Below are 15,564 nucleotides of genomic sequence, written 5' to 3'. Positions count from 1 at the left end.
CAGGCAGCAGGCAGCAGGAGAAGGCAGAAGACAGAAGGCAGCAGGCAGAAGGGCACGGGTCGGCGTGGGGCCGAGCAGGTCGCGAGCGGGCGGGCCGCCCGGTGCGGTGAGGTCGACCGGTCGGCCGGCGCTACTCGTCGTCGCGCGGCCGTGCCGGGGAGGGAATGCCCGGCGCCGGCGGGTCCGCGGCGGCGATACGGCGCAGGACGTCGGGCCGCAGGATCAGCAGCGTGCGGCGGCCCGTCGACACCGCGTCCTTCTCCCGCAGCTCGCGCAGCAGGCGCTGCACCATCTCGCGGGAGGCACCGACCGAGCCCGCCAGCTCCTGCTTGCTGAGCGGGACGGCCAGTTCGATGCCCTCGGCCGTGCGGCGGCCGTGGCTGCGGGCCAGGTCCAGCAGCAGCACGGCGAACCGCTGCCGCACGTTCATGGAGGCGAACTCCAGCCGCCGCCGGTCGGCCGCCCGCGTGCGGTCCGCCGTCAGCCCCAGCAGGGCGAACGCGGCCGAGGGGGAGCGGCCCAGGAAGTCCGTGAACAACTCGTGCTCCACCGCCACCGCACGGACCGGCTCCAGCGCCGTCACCGTCGCCGACCGCGGCCGGCCGGTCAGCGCCGACGACTCGCCGACCACGTCACCCGGCCCGCGCAGCGCCAGCAGCGCCTCGTATCCGTTGGCCGACGAGGCCGTGACCTTCGTCCAGCCCTGCACCAGGAACAGCACGTGCGACGACGGCTCGCGCTGGTGGAGCAGGACCACCCGGGGAGCGAAGCGCAACTCGCGGCCGAGCGAGAGCAGCGCCGTGCGGTCCGGGCCCTCCAGCCGCGCGAGGAAGGGCACCCGGTCCTCCAGGCCCCCGTCGTCCGGTGCGTACGGCGCCGACCTCATCACACTGAACCCCCGTTCTTCGCAGCGGACGGATCAAAGTACTGAGCGTCCCCGCTGTAAAGGGTGCGATCCGGCCAGCGCGACCGGCCTGCCGCGCGCCGTGCCGCGGCCCCGGGTGCGTACCCTCGTCCGGGCGACGGGCGGGACTCCGGCCGGTCACGGAAACGCCGAGGACAGAGCCGACAAGTCCGGCGCAGGGGGCCGGGCTCCATTTGTTTTGACCGAAGTCCGTGCGGTAGGTACGCTCAGACCTTGTGCCTGGGGTGTGCCCTGGCCTTCGTGCGTGCCATCACACCGCACCGGAGGTCGACAAACGGCCACCGCAATCCGCGCTTCCTTCTGCCTTCCGGTAGGAGTCCGCGGTATTCGACACACCCGACCGCGTGGGTCGGCGACGTTCCAGGTTAGCTGTACCCATCGGCACACAGAAACCGGAGAAGTAGTGCCTACGATCCAGCAGCTGGTCCGCAAGGGCCGGCAGGACAAGGTCGAGAAGAACAAGACGCCCGCACTCGAGGGTTCCCCTCAGCGTCGTGGCGTCTGCACGCGTGTGTTCACGACCACCCCGAAGAAGCCGAACTCGGCCCTGCGTAAGGTCGCGCGTGTGCGTCTGACCAGCGGGATCGAGGTCACCGCCTACATTCCGGGTGAGGGACACAACCTGCAGGAGCACTCCATCGTGCTCGTGCGCGGCGGCCGTGTGAAGGACCTGCCGGGTGTTCGCTACAAGATCATCCGCGGTTCCCTCGACACCCAGGGTGTCAAGAACCGCAAGCAGGCTCGCAGCCGTTACGGCGCCAAGAAGGAGAAGTAAGAATGCCTCGTAAGGGCCCCGCCCCGAAGCGCCCGGTCATCATCGACCCGGTCTACGGTTCTCCTCTGGTGACCTCCCTGATCAACAAGGTGCTGCTGAACGGCAAGCGCTCCACCGCCGAGCGCATCGTCTACGGCGCCATGGAGGGCCTGCGCGAGAAGACCGGCAACGACCCGGTCATCACGCTGAAGCGCGCTCTCGAGAACATCAAGCCGACCCTCGAGGTCAAGTCCCGCCGTGTCGGTGGTGCCACCTACCAGGTCCCGGTCGAGGTCAAGCCCGGCCGTGCCAACACGCTGGCGCTGCGCTGGCTGGTCGGTTACTCCCGCGCCCGTCGCGAGAAGACCATGACCGAGCGTCTGCTCAACGAGCTCCTCGACGCCAGCAACGGCCTCGGCGCCGCTGTGAAGAAGCGCGAGGACACGCACAAGATGGCCGAGTCCAACAAGGCCTTCGCGCACTACCGCTGGTAGTCGCAGACCCCATCGAGACCGAGAGAAGACTGAAGCCTTATGGCTACCACTTCGCTTGACCTGGCCAGGGTCCGCAACATCGGGATCATGGCCCACATCGACGCGGGCAAGACGACCACCACCGAGCGGATCCTGTTCTACACCGGCGTCTCCTACAAGATCGGTGAGGTCCACGACGGCGCTGCCACCATGGACTGGATGGAGCAGGAGCAGGAGCGTGGCATCACGATCACCTCTGCTGCCACCACCTGCCACTGGCCGCTGGAAGACGTCGACCACACCATCAACATCATCGACACGCCGGGCCACGTCGACTTCACCGTCGAGGTGGAGCGTTCGCTGCGCGTGCTCGACGGTGCCGTGACGGTGTTCGACGGCGTCGCCGGCGTCGAGCCCCAGTCCGAGACGGTGTGGCGTCAGGCGGACCGCTACGGCGTTCCGCGTATCTGCTTCGTCAACAAGCTCGACCGCACCGGTGCCGAGTTCCACCGCTGCGTCGACATGATCACCGACCGCCTGGGTGCGCAGCCGCTGGTCATGCAGCTGCCGATCGGTGCCGAGGCCGACTTCAAGGGCGTCGTGGACCTGGTCCGCATGAAGGCGCTCGTGTGGTCCGCCGAGGCCGCCAAGGGCGAGATGTACGACGTCGTCGACATCCCGGCCACGCACACCGAGGCCGCCGAGGAGTGGCGCGGCAAGCTGCTCGAGGCCGTCGCGGAGAACGACGAGGAGCTCATGGAGCTGTACCTCGAGGGCACCGAGCCCTCCGAGGAGCAGCTCTACGCGGCGATCCGTCGGATCACCATCGCCTCCGGCAAGGGCGGCGGCACCACCGTCACCCCCGTGTTCTGCGGCACCGCCTTCAAGAACAAGGGCGTCCAGCCCCTGCTCGACGCGGTCGTGCGCTACCTGCCCTCGCCGCTCGACGTCGAGGCCATCGAGGGCCACGACCCGAAGGACGCGGAGACGGTCGTCTCCCGCAAGCCGTCGGACGAGGAGCCCCTCGCCGCGCTCGCGTTCAAGATCATGAGCGACCCGCACCTCGGCAAGCTCACCTTCGTCCGCGTGTACTCCGGCCGTCTGGAGTCCGGCACCCAGGTGCTGAACTCCGTGAAGGGCAAGAAGGAGCGCATCGGCAAGATCTACCGCATGCACGCCAACAAGCGTGAGGAGATCGAGTCGGTGGGCGCCGGCGACATCGTCGCCGTCATGGGCCTGAAGCAGACCACCACCGGTGAGACGCTGTCCGACGACAAGAGCCCGGTGATCCTGGAGTCCATGGACTTCCCGGCCCCGGTCATCCAGGTCGCCATCGAGCCCAAGTCGAAGGGCGACCAGGAGAAGCTCGGCGTCGCGATCCAGCGCCTGGCCGAGGAGGACCCGTCCTTCCAGGTCCACTCGGACGAGGAGACCGGCCAGACCATCATCGGCGGCATGGGCGAGCTGCACCTCGAGGTGCTGGTCGACCGTATGCGCCGTGAGTTCAAGGTCGAGGCCAACGTCGGCAAGCCGCAGGTCGCGTACCGCGAGACCATCCGCAAGTCGGTCGAGAAGGTCGAGTACACCCACAAGAAGCAGACGGGTGGTACCGGCCAGTTCGCCCGCGTCATCATCGCGATCGAGCCGATCGAGGGCGGCGACGCCTCGTACGAGTTCGTCAACAAGGTGACCGGTGGCCGCGTGCCGAAGGAGTACATCCCTTCGGTCGACGCCGGTGCGCAGGAGGCCATGCAGTTCGGCATCCTCGCCGGTTACGAGATGACCGGTGTCCGCGTGACGCTGCTCGACGGTGCCTACCACGAGGTCGACTCCTCCGAGCTCGCGTTCAAGATCGCCGGCTCGCAGGCCTTCAAGGAGGCCGCGCGCAAGGCTTCGCCCGTGCTCCTGGAGCCGATGATGGCCGTCGAGGTCACCACGCCCGAGGACTACATGGGTGACGTCATCGGCGACATCAACTCCCGCCGTGGCCAGATCCAGGCCATGGAGGAGCGGGCCGGTGCCCGCGTCGTGAAGGGTCTCGTGCCCCTCTCGGAGATGTTCGGTTACGTCGGCGACCTGCGCAGCAAGACGTCCGGCCGGGCCAGCTACTCCATGCAGTTCGACTCCTACGCCGAGGTTCCGCGGAACGTCGCCGAGGAGATCATCGCGAAGGCCAAGGGCGAGTAAGGGACTCCGTTTAACGGACCCCGTTCACACGCTTTAGGCTTGACCCCGGAGCCTGCAAGTGGGCATTCCGTCGCCAACCCGGCGGAATGCCCCGGGCCCGGGTTTCCCAGCAAAGATCACCTGGCGCCGATGAGTAAGGCGTACAGAACCACTCCACAGGAGGACCCCAGTGGCGAAGGCGAAGTTCGAGCGGACTAAGCCGCACGTCAACATCGGCACCATCGGTCACATCGACCACGGTAAGACGACCCTCACGGCCGCCATTACCAAGGTGCTGCACGACGCGTACCCGGACCTGAACGAGGCCTCGGCCTTCGACCAGATCGACAAGGCTCCCGAAGAGCGCCAGCGCGGTATCACCATCTCCATCGCGCACGTCGAGTACCAGACCGAGACGCGTCACTACGCCCACGTCGACTGCCCCGGTCACGCGGACTACATCAAGAACATGATCACGGGTGCGGCGCAGATGGACGGCGCCATCCTCGTGGTCGCCGCCACCGACGGCCCGATGCCGCAGACCAAGGAGCACGTGCTCCTGGCCCGCCAGGTCGGCGTTCCGTACATCGTCGTCGCCCTGAACAAGGCCGACATGGTGGACGACGAGGAGATCCTGGAGCTCGTCGAGCTCGAGGTCCGTGAGCTCCTCTCCGAGTACGAGTTCCCGGGCGACGACGTTCCGGTCGTCAAGGTCTCCGCCCTGAAGGCCCTCGAGGGCGACAAGGAGTGGGGCAACTCCGTCCTCGAGCTCATGAAGGCCGTGGACGAGTCCATCCCGGAGCCCGAGCGTGACGTCGACAAGCCGTTCCTGATGCCGATCGAGGACGTCTTCACCATCACCGGTCGCGGTACGGTCGTCACCGGCCGCATCGAGCGTGGTGTCCTCAAGGTCAACGAGACCGTCGACATCATCGGCATCAAGCCGGAGAAGACCTCCACCACGGTCACCGGCATCGAGATGTTCCGCAAGCTGCTCGACGAGGGCCAGGCCGGTGAGAACGTCGGTCTGCTGCTCCGCGGCATCAAGCGCGAGGACGTCGAGCGCGGCCAGGTCATCATCAAGCCGGGCTCGGTCACCCCGCACACCGAGTTCGAGGCCCAGGCCTACATCCTGTCGAAGGACGAGGGTGGCCGTCACACCCCGTTCTTCAACAACTACCGCCCGCAGTTCTACTTCCGTACGACGGACGTGACCGGCGTCGTGACCCTCCCCGAGGGCACCGAGATGGTCATGCCGGGTGACAACACCGAGATGAAGGTGGAGCTCATCCAGCCCGTCGCCATGGAAGAGGGCCTGAAGTTCGCCATCCGTGAGGGTGGCCGGACCGTGGGCGCCGGCCAGGTCACCAAGATCAACAAGTGAGCTTGCTGATCTGACCTGGTAGCTCGCTCGCGAGCACCTGGCACAGGAAGGGGCCCGCACGACTTCGGTCGTGCGGGCCCTTTCGCCGTTCCGGGAACCTTCCACCGGCACGTCAATCCGGCGCCTCCGGAGTCACCCGATCCCGCGAACAACGCGGAAATGGCATGCGCCGTCGGCACATGCCATTCCACCCGTGGCTTCGCCTCACGGTCAGCTCATCCCATGAGGCCCTGCACCGGATCCTCCAGCAGGACCCGGGCCTCTTCGCCCGCGCCGCCGGAAACCTCGGAGCGCCCCGCGGTACGCGCACCGCCACACGTCCCGGAGCGGCCGTCCGGAGACGGCCGCCGCGGGGCGCATCGGCGGGCGGCGTGACGCGGGGCGCTCGGGTTCAGCCCTTGGCGGCGGCGCTGTCGGCCGCGGACACCCGTACGTAGTCGATGGTCATCGTCTGCGGGAACTGGGTGCTTCCGTCGGGGCTGCCGGGCCAGTTGCCGCCGACCGCGAGGTTGAGGATCAGGAAGAACGGGTGGTCGTAGACCCACTTGTTGCCGCCGAGGTCGGCGGGTGTGCGGGTCTGGTAGGTCTGGCCGTCGACGGACCAGGTGATCTTCTCGGGGCTCCAGTCGACCGCGAAGACGTGGAAGTCGTCGGCGAAGGCCCGTCCGTCCGGGAGGCTGTACGGGGCGCCGATGCCGCCGCTGCCGGAGTAGCCGGGGCCGTGCAGGGTGCCGTGGACGGTGTTCGGCTCGTTGCCGACGTTCTCCATGATGTCGATCTCACCGCTGTTGGGCCATCCGACGCTGCCCAGGTCGTTGCCGAGCATCCAGAACGCCGGCCAGATGCCCTGACCGCGCGGGATCTTGATGCGCGCCTCGAAGTGGCCGTACGCCTGCGTGAAGGTGTTCGCGGTGTTGAGCCGCGCCGAGGTGTACTGGCACGGCCCGTACCAGCACTGGAGCGCGGAGTCGGAGTTCTTGCGGGCGGTGATGACGAGGTTGCCGTTGCCGTCGAGGGCGGCGTTGTCGGTGCTGTTCGTGTAGTACTGCAACTCGTTGTTGCCGTTGCCGGTGCCGCCGGTTTCCAGGGTCCACTTGGCCGGGTCGGGGGCGGTCCCGGCGGCGCCGTCGAACTCGTCGGACCACGTGACGGCCGTGGGGGTGACCGTGTCGGTGGTGGCGGTGGTGGCGGCGTCGGCCCGGTCGGCGCCCGGTCCGGTGCCGGTGAGGACGAGGGCGCCGGTGACGGCGGCGGCGACCAGGAACGCGAGCCCGCCGAGCGATCGCCGGCGTGCGCGATGAGCAGCCATGGCTGAACACACCTCTGTTTGTGGGGGGTTGGTCGAGTGTGATGGTCGAGCATGGTCGAACGTGAGGATGCTACGGACGGTTCATGCAGCAACCAACTGCCCGTTCAACCCCGGGACCGCGCTTAAGGCCGGCTTAAGGCGGGCTTAAGCCGACGGGCGGCTACCCACTCCGCCCGAACCGCCCCAACTCCAGATGAGCCAGGCGGAACAGCACACTGGAGTAGACGAAGGTCGCGGCAGTGGCGACGGTCGGCACGACGGCCAGGGCGAGGACGCCGATCGGTCCCTTGGGCAGAGGTACGTCGTCCAGCGGATGCGGCGGGGTGAAGGGTTTGAAGGACGCGAACCACCAGGCCCACAGGCCGAGCGCCACCACCGCCCACAGGGCGGCCGCCATCTCCAGACGCCGCGCGCCGCGCAGCAGTTCCTGGACGTCCTCGGGAATTCCGTCGACCCGTTCGCCGGCCGTCATGCCTCTCCTCGGCTCTCTCGATCCTCCGGTGATCGCGGCCAGTTCACCACGGTTCGGCGGTCGGCGGCCGGGCGGCGGGCGCCGCGCGGGGCAGCGGTGCCGCAATGAACTGCCGTACCGATGCCGCGAGTTCGGCCGGTCCGGCGTACGTCGCTCGGTGCGGCCGCAGGTGCCCGCCGCGAGCAGTGCCTCGGTGGGGGCGTGGGGAACCGCCCGGCGCCGACAGGGCTGCCGGGTCGGCCCGACGTATGCCGCCGAGGGCCGACGTCTCCTCCCCGCACCCACGCGCCTCGTCCCCGGTCACGGGCCGGAGGCGGGGTGCTTTGCGTGCGATCCGGTGCACGGGTATTGACCTCGTGCTCCGTGGGCCTTTAGCTTCCGTCAACCCCAAATGTTTCGGACTGTGTTTCGAAACATTCGAGATCGGATGACGGGATGAGACTCTCCGCATGAGACCCCTTCGCTTCGCCACCGCGTCCCTGGCCGTCGCAGCCCTGGCCCTGCCGCTCATGACGGGTGTGGCCACCGCCGACCCGTCGCCCGACCGGGCGGCCGCACCGCACTCCAACGCCACGTTCGACCGGCTGCGCGCGGCCGCTCCCGAGGGCTTCGTCGTGGGCACCGCCGTGGCCGGCGGCGGCCACCACCTGTCGCAGGACTACCCGGACCCGTTCACGTACGACAGGGAGTACCGGAAGATCCTGGCGCGCCAGTTCAGCTCGGTCTCCCCCGAGAACCAGATGAAGTGGGACTACATCCACCCCGAGCGGGACCGCTACGACTTCGCCCAGGCCGACGCCATCGTGGAGTTCGCCGAGCGCCACGACCAGGTCGTACGCGGCCACACCCTGCTCTGGCACAGCCAGAATCCCGAGTGGCTGGAGAAGGGCGGCTTCTCCAAGGAGGAACTGCGCGCCATCCTGCGCGAGCACATCACCACCGTCGTCGGCCGCTACGCGGGCCGGATCCAGCAGTGGGACGTCGCCAACGAGATCTTCGACGACCAGGGCCGGCTGCGTACCCAGGACAACATCTGGATCCGCGAACTGGGCCCCGGCATCGTCGCCGACGCCTTCCGCTGGGCCCACGAGGCCGACCCCGCGGCGAAGCTGTTCTTCAACGACTACAACGTCGAGAGCGTCAACGCGAAGAGCAACGCCTACCACGCCCTCGTGCAGGACCTGCTCGCGCAGGGCGTGCCCGTGGACGGCTTCTCCGTCCAGGCCCACCTGAGCACCCGCTACGGCTTCCCCGGCGATCTGAAGGACAACCTGCGCCGGTTCGACGCGCTCGGCCTGGAGACCGCCGTCACCGAGCTGGACGTCCGCATGGACCTGCCGGAGAGCGGCGTGCCGACGGCGGAGCAGGAGCGGAAGCAGGCCGACTACTACCGGCGCGCACTGGAGGCGTGCCTGGCCGTCGACGGCTGCAACTCCTTCACCATCTGGGGCTTCACCGACAAGTACTCGTGGGTGCCGGTGTTCTTCGAGGGCGAGGGCTTCGCGAACGTCATGACCGACGACTTCGACCGCAAGCCCGCCTTCTACGCCCTGCGGGACACCTTGAAGGCGGCCAAGAAGGCCGAGAACCGCTGACGAGGGCCGAGTGACCGCTGACGACTGCCGAGGACGTCTGAGGACTGCCGAGGTCGGCTGAGGTACTGCCGCATACGTCTGAGGACTGCCGACGACGTCTGAGAGCTGCCGAGATCGGCCGAGGACTGCCGAGAACGTCCGAAGGCTGCCGAGGACGGCTGAGGGCCGCGACCCGTGGCCCGAAGCCGTCCCGGATTGCGCACTCCATGTCTCACATAGCGGAAGATTGGGAGCGAGCCATGGCGTCCGTGTTTACACAGGAGTAACACTGAAGGGTCGGCCGTTCCGCCGCGTACGACCCGGAGCGGCCGCTGTCCTGCGCGCGGCAATGGGGCCGAGCGCCCATCACCGGCCCCTGGCCGGTGTCAGCCGCGCCAGAAAGGGCCCCCGTGACCACACGACCCGACACGCACTCCACCCTCGACCGGCTGCGCACCGAGATCGAGCGGCGCAACCCCGCCGAACCGGAGTTCCACCAGGCCGCACGCGAAGTGCTGGACACGCTCGGACCGGTGCTCGCGGCGCGTCCCGAGTACGCGGAGCCCGGGCTGGTCGAACGCCTGGTCGAGCCCGAGCGGCAGATCATCTTCCGGGTGCCGTGGCAGGACGACAACGGCCGGGTCCACGTCAACCGGGGCTTCCGGATCGAATACAACAGCGCCCTCGGCCCGTACAAGGGCGGCCTGCGCTTCCACCCCTCCGTGAACCTCGGCATCATCAAGTTCCTCGGCTTCGAGCAGATCTTCAAGAACGCGCTGACCGGGCTCGGCATCGGCGGCGGCAAGGGCGGCAGCGACTTCGACCCGCAGGGCCGCAGCGACGCGGAAGTCATGCGGTTCTGCCAGTCCTTCATGACCGAGCTGCACCGGCACATCGGCGAGTACACCGACGTACCGGCCGGTGACATCGGCGTCGGCGCCCGCGAGATCGGCTACCTCTTCGGCCAGTACCGGCGGATCACCAACCGCTGGGAAGGCGGCGTCCTCACCGGCAAGAGCGCCGGGTGGGGCGGCTCGCTGATCCGTCCCGAGGCGACCGGATACGGCAACGTGCTGTTCGCGGAGGCGATGCTGCGCGTGCGCGGCGAGGACCTGGAGGGGCAGACGGCCGTCGTCTCCGGCTCCGGCAACGTCGCCATCTTCACCATCGAGAAGCTGGCCGCCCTCGGCGCCAACCCGGTGACCTGCTCCGACTCCGGCGGCTACGTCGTCGACGAGAAGGGCATCGACCTGGAACTGCTGCGCCAGATCAAGGAGGTCGAGCGCGGCCGGGTCAGCGCCTACGCCGAGCGCCGCGGCGCCTCCGCGCGGTACGTGCCCGGCGGACGCGTCTGGGAGGTCCCGGCGGACGTGGCCCTCCCCTCGGCCACGCAGAACGAGCTGAACGCCGCCGACGCCGCGACCCTCATCCGCAACGGCGTGAAGGCGGTCTCCGAGGGTGCCAACATGCCGACCACGCCCGAGGCCGTCGACCTGCTCCAGCAGGCGGGCGTCGCCTTCGGCCCCGGCAAGGCGGCCAACGCGGGCGGCGTCGCCGTCAGCGCGCTGGAGATGACGCAGAACGCCTCGCGCACGTCGTGGAAGGCCGAACAGGTCGAGAACGAACTGGCCCGCATCATGACCGACATCCACACGACCTGCGCCGAAACCGCAGAACGCTACAACGCCCCCGGCGACTACGTGACCGGCGCGAACATCGCCGGCTTCGAGCGGGTGGCGGACGCGATGCTCGCCCAGGGCGTCATCTGACCACGCCACCGCGCCCCCGCCCGGGCTGGTCCGGCCCCGAACCACGCCGCCCCGCCCGGGCCTTGACCCGTACGTCGTCCCGCCCCGCACGGGGGACCACGTAGAACCCCGACGCGACGGCGTACACGCCCCCGCGTTTCCCCGGACACCGGCCCCTGCGCCCCCGAGACGGGCCGGTGCCTAAGTCCGGATCCCCGGGCCCTGACCGCGGCCACCAACCCGGACACGTACGTCCACAATCCCCTGACCTGACTCGACACCAACGGATCCTCGCCGTAAGAGGGATCGGGGCGGGTGGGTGGTCGACCATACGATGAACGTCGACAAGGTCATCAACGGAAACCAGTGCACGGACGCGGCTCGTGCCGCGGAGAACGCGGGTATCCGGTCGAGCGGGTTCGCCATCGCCACGGGTGACACGGAAGTTGCTGGGCATCCTCAGTCGCGGTCGTGGCGAATGGGGCAGGGGGCTGAACGTGATCGTTTGTCCGGGACTGGCGAACGACGGGCCCGACCAGGTCGACCAGGTCGACCGGACGCGGGCGGCTCATCTGGCGCTGGACTTCGCGCAACACGTGCCGGACATCGAGCGGAACGAGATCGCGGAGCCCGTACTGGCCGCGTGCCTGGAGTACGTCGAGGCGGCTCGCGAATCGATCGATCCCGGCGAAGTCCCGCCCCGGCTGCCGGAAGCGAAGGAGCGGCTCGTCGCCCGCCGTGCCCGCTGGGAGGAAGCTCGTCGGCAGGTCCTGCACATCCTCGCGACCGAACCCGGCCCGCGCGGTGAGGCCGGGTGAGCACCGTGTCCGGATGGGACTGGGAAACCGGCGAGGGGCTGCTGGGCATCGACGACCCCGCGGACTGGGACGCCGCGTTCGAGCGCGGTGAGAAGCACCTCGGGACGGCGGCGATCGGCTTGGCCTTCAACTGTTCGCTGGAGGAGGCCTCGCCACGGATCGTCCGGGCGACGCGGTTGCCGGACGTCGCTCAGCGGGGGTTCGCGTTCACGGCGGTGGGCACCGCGGCCCGGCTGCACGGGAGACTGACGCCGGAGCTGTACGCGGCGCTGCGGGCGGAAGGCCCCGGGCGCAGGAGCATCGCCGTGAACGCCGTGGCCGACACGCTGACCTTTGTGCCCTTCGGGGATCTGCCGCCGTGGCTCAAGCGGTGGAAGGTCGTGTCGAAGGTGCTGGACAAGCTGGAGAACTGGCGGCTGGTGGCCGCCTGCGCGATCGACGACGCCCGGCGGGCCCTGCGCCGGCGGTGTTCCCGAGGAGGCTGACGGGCCGTGGTGGGAGGGGATCGGGGACCGGGCACGTACATCCGGGGCAGCATCGTCACCGGCCCTTGTTCCGGCGTCCCGCGCGGCCCCGACGCAGAGGCGGGCCGACCGTCGGTGCGGTGCCGCGTTTGATTCCGGTCGCCCCCGGGGTACTCTCTTCCGCTCGATTGGCCAGCCGCCCGCCCTCTGTGGCAGACTGTCCGAGTTGCTCGGTCGAGTGTTGATGCTGCGCGCCTCCCGCCGGGAGGACCGGAAGCGAGTCCCACAGTACTCGTCGTCCCTGATCAGGGACGGACGTACGGGAATCTTCCGGGAAGCGTCTGCGCGGCGCCGGCCAGGCACCCGGTGGGCCTTTCGCCCCCGGTCCGCGGTTCTGGTAGGGCCGTGTCAATCCCGCAGGGATGTTCGAACAAGGGACATTCATGTCAACGGGAGTGCGACACGCCCGACCGCGTGGGTCGGAGCGAAGGGGATCCTCACCGGGTTCCGGAGCGTAAAGAGAGACAGGACTACGAAGTAGCCATGGCGGGACAGAAGATCCGCATCCGGCTCAAGGCCTACGACCACGAGGTCATCGACAGCTCGGCGAAGAAGATCGTCGAGACGGTGACCCGCACTGGTGCGTCGGTCGCGGGCCCGGTGCCGCTGCCCACTGAGAAGAACGTGTACTGCGTCATCAAGTCGCCGCACAAGTACAAGGACTCGCGCGAGCACTTCGAGATGCGCACGCACAAGCGCCTGATCGACATCCTCGACCCGACCCCCAAGACCGTTGACTCTCTGATGCGACTCGACCTCCCGGCCGGTGTCGACATCGAGATCAAGCTCTGAGGCCGGTGATCTGAAGATGACCAAGCAGATCAAGGGCATCCTGGGCGAGAAGCTCGGTATGACGCAGGTGTGGGACGAGAACAACCGTGTTGTTCCCGTCACCGTCGTCAAGGCCGGGCCGAACGTCGTCACCCAGGTCCGCACGAACGACGTCGACGGCTACGAGTCCGTCCAGATCGCCTTCGGCGAGATCGACCCGCGCAAGGTGAACAAGCCCCTCAAGGGCCACTTCGCCAAGGCCGACGTCACCCCCCGTCGCCACCTCGTCGAGATCCGCACCGCGGACGCCTCCGAGTACACGCTCGGCCAGGAGATCACCGCTGAGGTGTTCGAGGCCGGCGTCAAGGTCGACGTGACCGGCAAGAGCAAGGGCAAGGGCTTCGCCGGTGTCATGAAGCGCCACAACTTCCGTGGCCTCGGCGCCGGGCACGGCACCCAGCGCAAGCACCGCTCGCCCGGTTCCATCGGTGGCTGCGCCACCCCGGGTCGTGTGTTCAAGGGCCTCCGCATGGCGGGTCGCATGGGCAACGAGCGGGTCACCACCCAGAACCTGACCGTCCACGCCGTTGACGCGGAGAAGGGTCTGCTGCTCATCAAGGGCGCGGTTCCCGGTCCGAACGGCGGCCTCGTCCTGGTCCGCACCGCGGCCAAGGGGGCCTGAGGTAACCGATGAGCACTGTTGACATCCTTTCGCCGGCGGGCGACAAGGCCGGTACCGTCGAGCTCCCCGCGGAGATCTTCGACGTCGAGAAGGTCAGCGTTCCGCTGATCCACCAGGTCGTCGTCGCACAGCTGGCCGCTGCCCGCCAGGGCACCCACAAGACGAAGACGCGTGGCGAGGTCCGTGGTGGTGGCAAGAAGCCGTACCGCCAGAAGGGCACCGGTCGCGCCCGTCAGGGTTCGACCCGCGCGCCGCAGTTCGCCGGTGGTGGCGTCGTGCACGGTCCCGTGCCGCGCGACTACTCGCAGCGCACCCCGAAGAAGATGAAGGCTGCCGCTCTGCGTCACGCCCTCACCGACCGGGCGCGCCACAACCGCATCCACGTCGTCACCGGCGTGGTCGAGGGTGAGACGCCGTCCACGAAGGCCGCCAAGAGCCTGTTCGGCAAGATCAGCGAGCGCAAGAACCTGCTCCTGGTCGTCGACCGCGCCGACGAGGCCGCGTGGCTGTCCGCCCGCAACCTGCCCCAGGTCCACATCCTGGAGCCGGGCCAGCTGAACACGTACGACGTTCTCGTCTCGGACGACGTGGTCTTCACCAAGGCCGCTTTCGAGTCCTTCGTCGCCGGCCCGAACAAGGCCAACGACAACGAAGGGAGCGAGGCCTGATGGCTGCCCGTCACCCCTCCATCGCCTCCAAGGCGGCCAAGAAGGCGAAGGAGGCGCGCCTCAAGAAGGCCCGCCGCCACGCCACCGAGGGCAAGAACACCGTCGTCACCCCGGCGAGCAAGGCGTTCACGGACCCCCGTGACGTCCTGATCAAGCCGGTCGTGTCCGAGAAGAGCTACGCGCTCATCGACGAGAACAAGTACACGTTCATCGTCGCGCCGGGCTCCAACAAGACCCAGATCAAGGAGGCCGTGCAGTCGGTCTTCTCGGTCAAGGTCACCGGGGTCAACACGATCAACCGCATCGGCAAGCGCAAGCGGACCCGCACCGGCTTCGGCCAGCGTGCGGCGACCAAGCGCGCGATCGTGACCCTCGCCGAGGGCGACCGTATCGACATCTTCGGCGGTCCGACCGCGTAAGCGGTCAGGATCGTTCGATATCGGACGAGGACTGAGAAATGGGTATCCGCAAGTACAAGCCGACGACTCCGGGCCGTCGTGGCTCCAGCGTCGCCGACTTCGTCGAGGTCACGCGGTCCACGCCGGAGAAGTCGCTGGTCCGTCCCCTGCACAGCAAGGGCGGCCGTAACAATTCCGGTCGTGTGACCGTCCGCCACCAGGGCGGTGGCCACAAGCGCGCCTACCGAGTGATCGACTTCCGTCGTCACGACAAGGACGGCGTGCCGGCGAAGGTCGCGCACATCGAGTACGACCCCAACCGCACCGCGCGCATCGCGCTCCTGCACTACGCGGACGGCGAGAAGCGCTACATCCTCGCGCCGCGTGGCCTGAACCAGGGCGACCGCGTCGAGAACGGTCCCGGGGCCGACATCAAGCCGGGCAACAACCTCGCCCTGCGCAACATCCCGGTCGGTACGACGCTGCACGCCATCGAGCTGCGTCCCGGCGGCGGCGCGAAGTTCGCCCGCTCCGCCGGCGCCTCGGTGCAGCTGCTCGCGAAGGAGGGCCAGATGGCCCACCTGCGCATGCCGTCCGGCGAGATCCGCCTGGTCGACGTCCGCTGCCGCGCCACCGTCGGCGAGGTCGGCAACGCCGAGCAGAGCAACATCAACTGGGGCAAGGCCGGCCGTAAGCGGTGGCTGGGCGTCCGCCCGACCGTCCGTGGTGTCGTCATGAACCCGGTTGACCACCCGCACGGTGGTGGTGAGGGCCGGACCTCCGGTGGTCGTCACCCCGTGTCCCCGTGGGGCAAGAAGGAAGGCCGTACTCGTTCGCCCAAGAAGGCGTCGAACAAGTACATCGTCCGCCGCCGCAAGACGAACAAGAAGCGCTAAGG

The 15,564-nt window shown here is 68.6% G+C and carries 15 protein-coding genes and 1 pseudogene; 13 read left to right on the top strand and 3 right to left on the bottom strand.

Translation table 11 applies throughout. The annotated features are described in order from the left end of the window. Window positions 1-130: 130 nt before the first annotated feature. Window positions 131-886, bottom strand: coding sequence for a Crp/Fnr family transcriptional regulator (locus FGW31_RS13735; protein ID WP_142193699.1), 756 nt, complete (start codon window positions 884-886; stop codon window positions 131-133). 442 nt (window positions 887-1,328) lie between these two features. On the opposite strand from FGW31_RS13735, the gene rpsL reads away from it, so the two are divergent. The 4 genes from rpsL to tuf all read left to right on the top strand — a co-directional run bounded on the left by rpsL (window position 1,329) and on the right by tuf (window position 5,702). Beyond that, window positions 1,329-1,700, top strand: a complete 372-nt coding sequence (rpsL, locus tag FGW31_RS13730) for a 30S ribosomal protein S12 (RefSeq protein ID WP_003948652.1) — start codon at window positions 1,329-1,331, stop codon at window positions 1,698-1,700. Between the two features lie 2 nt (window positions 1,701-1,702). Beyond that, entirely contained in the window at window positions 1,703-2,173 is a 471-nt protein-coding gene (rpsG, locus tag FGW31_RS13725) for a 30S ribosomal protein S7 (protein ID WP_003998848.1), read from the top strand. 39 nt (window positions 2,174-2,212) lie between these two features. Beyond that, complete coding sequence (gene fusA / locus FGW31_RS13720; protein WP_142193698.1) at window positions 2,213-4,339, top strand: elongation factor G; 2,127 nt, start codon at window positions 2,213-2,215, stop codon at window positions 4,337-4,339. A gap of 169 nt (window positions 4,340-4,508) precedes the next feature. Continuing rightward, the gene (tuf, locus tag FGW31_RS13715; RefSeq protein ID WP_142193697.1) at window positions 4,509-5,702 is read left to right on the top strand and encodes an elongation factor Tu; all 1,194 of its coding nucleotides are present in this window, start codon (window positions 4,509-4,511) and stop codon (window positions 5,700-5,702) included. A gap of 394 nt (window positions 5,703-6,096) precedes the next feature. Here tuf and FGW31_RS13705 read toward each other — a convergent pair. After that, window positions 6,097-7,011, bottom strand: a pseudogene (locus tag FGW31_RS13705) (glycoside hydrolase family 16 protein); the annotation flags it as partial. Window positions 7,012-7,171: 160 nt separating this feature from the next. Further along, window positions 7,172-7,483, bottom strand: a complete 312-nt coding sequence (locus FGW31_RS13700) for a hypothetical protein (RefSeq protein ID WP_142193694.1) — start codon at window positions 7,481-7,483, stop codon at window positions 7,172-7,174. 449 nt (window positions 7,484-7,932) lie between these two features. Between FGW31_RS13700 and FGW31_RS13695 the strand changes: the two genes are divergently transcribed. The 9 genes from FGW31_RS13695 (at window position 7,933) to rplB (ending at window position 15,562) form a co-directional block, all read left to right on the top strand. Then, the gene (locus tag FGW31_RS13695; RefSeq protein ID WP_142193693.1) at window positions 7,933-9,078 is read left to right on the top strand and encodes an endo-1,4-beta-xylanase; all 1,146 of its coding nucleotides are present in this window, start codon (window positions 7,933-7,935) and stop codon (window positions 9,076-9,078) included. A 389-nt stretch (window positions 9,079-9,467) separates the two neighbouring features. Continuing rightward, a complete protein-coding gene (gdhA, locus tag FGW31_RS13690) occupies window positions 9,468-10,826 on the top strand; it encodes an NADP-specific glutamate dehydrogenase (protein WP_161175599.1) in 1,359 nt (452 codons plus the stop codon). Window positions 10,827-11,302: 476 nt separating this feature from the next. Next, window positions 11,303-11,623, top strand: a complete 321-nt coding sequence (locus FGW31_RS13685) for a hypothetical protein (protein ID WP_142193691.1) — start codon at window positions 11,303-11,305, stop codon at window positions 11,621-11,623. Beyond that, complete coding sequence (locus FGW31_RS13680; protein ID WP_233288651.1) at window positions 11,620-12,108, top strand: hypothetical protein; 489 nt, start codon at window positions 11,620-11,622, stop codon at window positions 12,106-12,108. The genes FGW31_RS13685 and FGW31_RS13680 overlap by 4 nt, the downstream gene beginning before the upstream one ends. A 522-nt stretch (window positions 12,109-12,630) precedes the next feature. Continuing rightward, window positions 12,631-12,939, top strand: a complete 309-nt coding sequence (rpsJ, locus tag FGW31_RS13675; RefSeq protein WP_003948644.1) for a 30S ribosomal protein S10 — start codon at window positions 12,631-12,633, stop codon at window positions 12,937-12,939. A gap of 16 nt (window positions 12,940-12,955) precedes the next feature. Further along, the gene (gene rplC / locus FGW31_RS13670) at window positions 12,956-13,600 is read left to right on the top strand and encodes a 50S ribosomal protein L3 (RefSeq protein ID WP_142193690.1); all 645 of its coding nucleotides are present in this window, start codon (window positions 12,956-12,958) and stop codon (window positions 13,598-13,600) included. 8 nt (window positions 13,601-13,608) lie between these two features. Continuing rightward, window positions 13,609-14,268: a 50S ribosomal protein L4 gene (gene rplD, locus FGW31_RS13665; RefSeq protein WP_142193689.1), complete on the top strand. Its 660-nt coding sequence runs from the start codon at window positions 13,609-13,611 to the stop codon at window positions 14,266-14,268. Beyond that, a complete protein-coding gene (rplW, locus tag FGW31_RS13660) occupies window positions 14,268-14,687 on the top strand; it encodes a 50S ribosomal protein L23 (protein WP_142193688.1) in 420 nt (139 codons plus the stop codon). The genes rplD and rplW overlap by 1 nt, the downstream gene beginning before the upstream one ends. 38 nt (window positions 14,688-14,725) lie before the next feature. After that, the gene (rplB, locus tag FGW31_RS13655) at window positions 14,726-15,562 is read left to right on the top strand and encodes a 50S ribosomal protein L2 (RefSeq protein ID WP_142193687.1); all 837 of its coding nucleotides are present in this window, start codon (window positions 14,726-14,728) and stop codon (window positions 15,560-15,562) included. Window positions 15,563-15,564 lie beyond the last annotated feature (2 nt).

It is taken from the genome of Streptomyces calvus (genome assembly GCF_006782915.1).
GTDB lineage: Bacteria > Actinomycetota > Actinomycetes > Streptomycetales > Streptomycetaceae > Streptomyces > Streptomyces calvus.
This window is presented reverse-complemented; position numbering and strand designations above follow the sequence as displayed.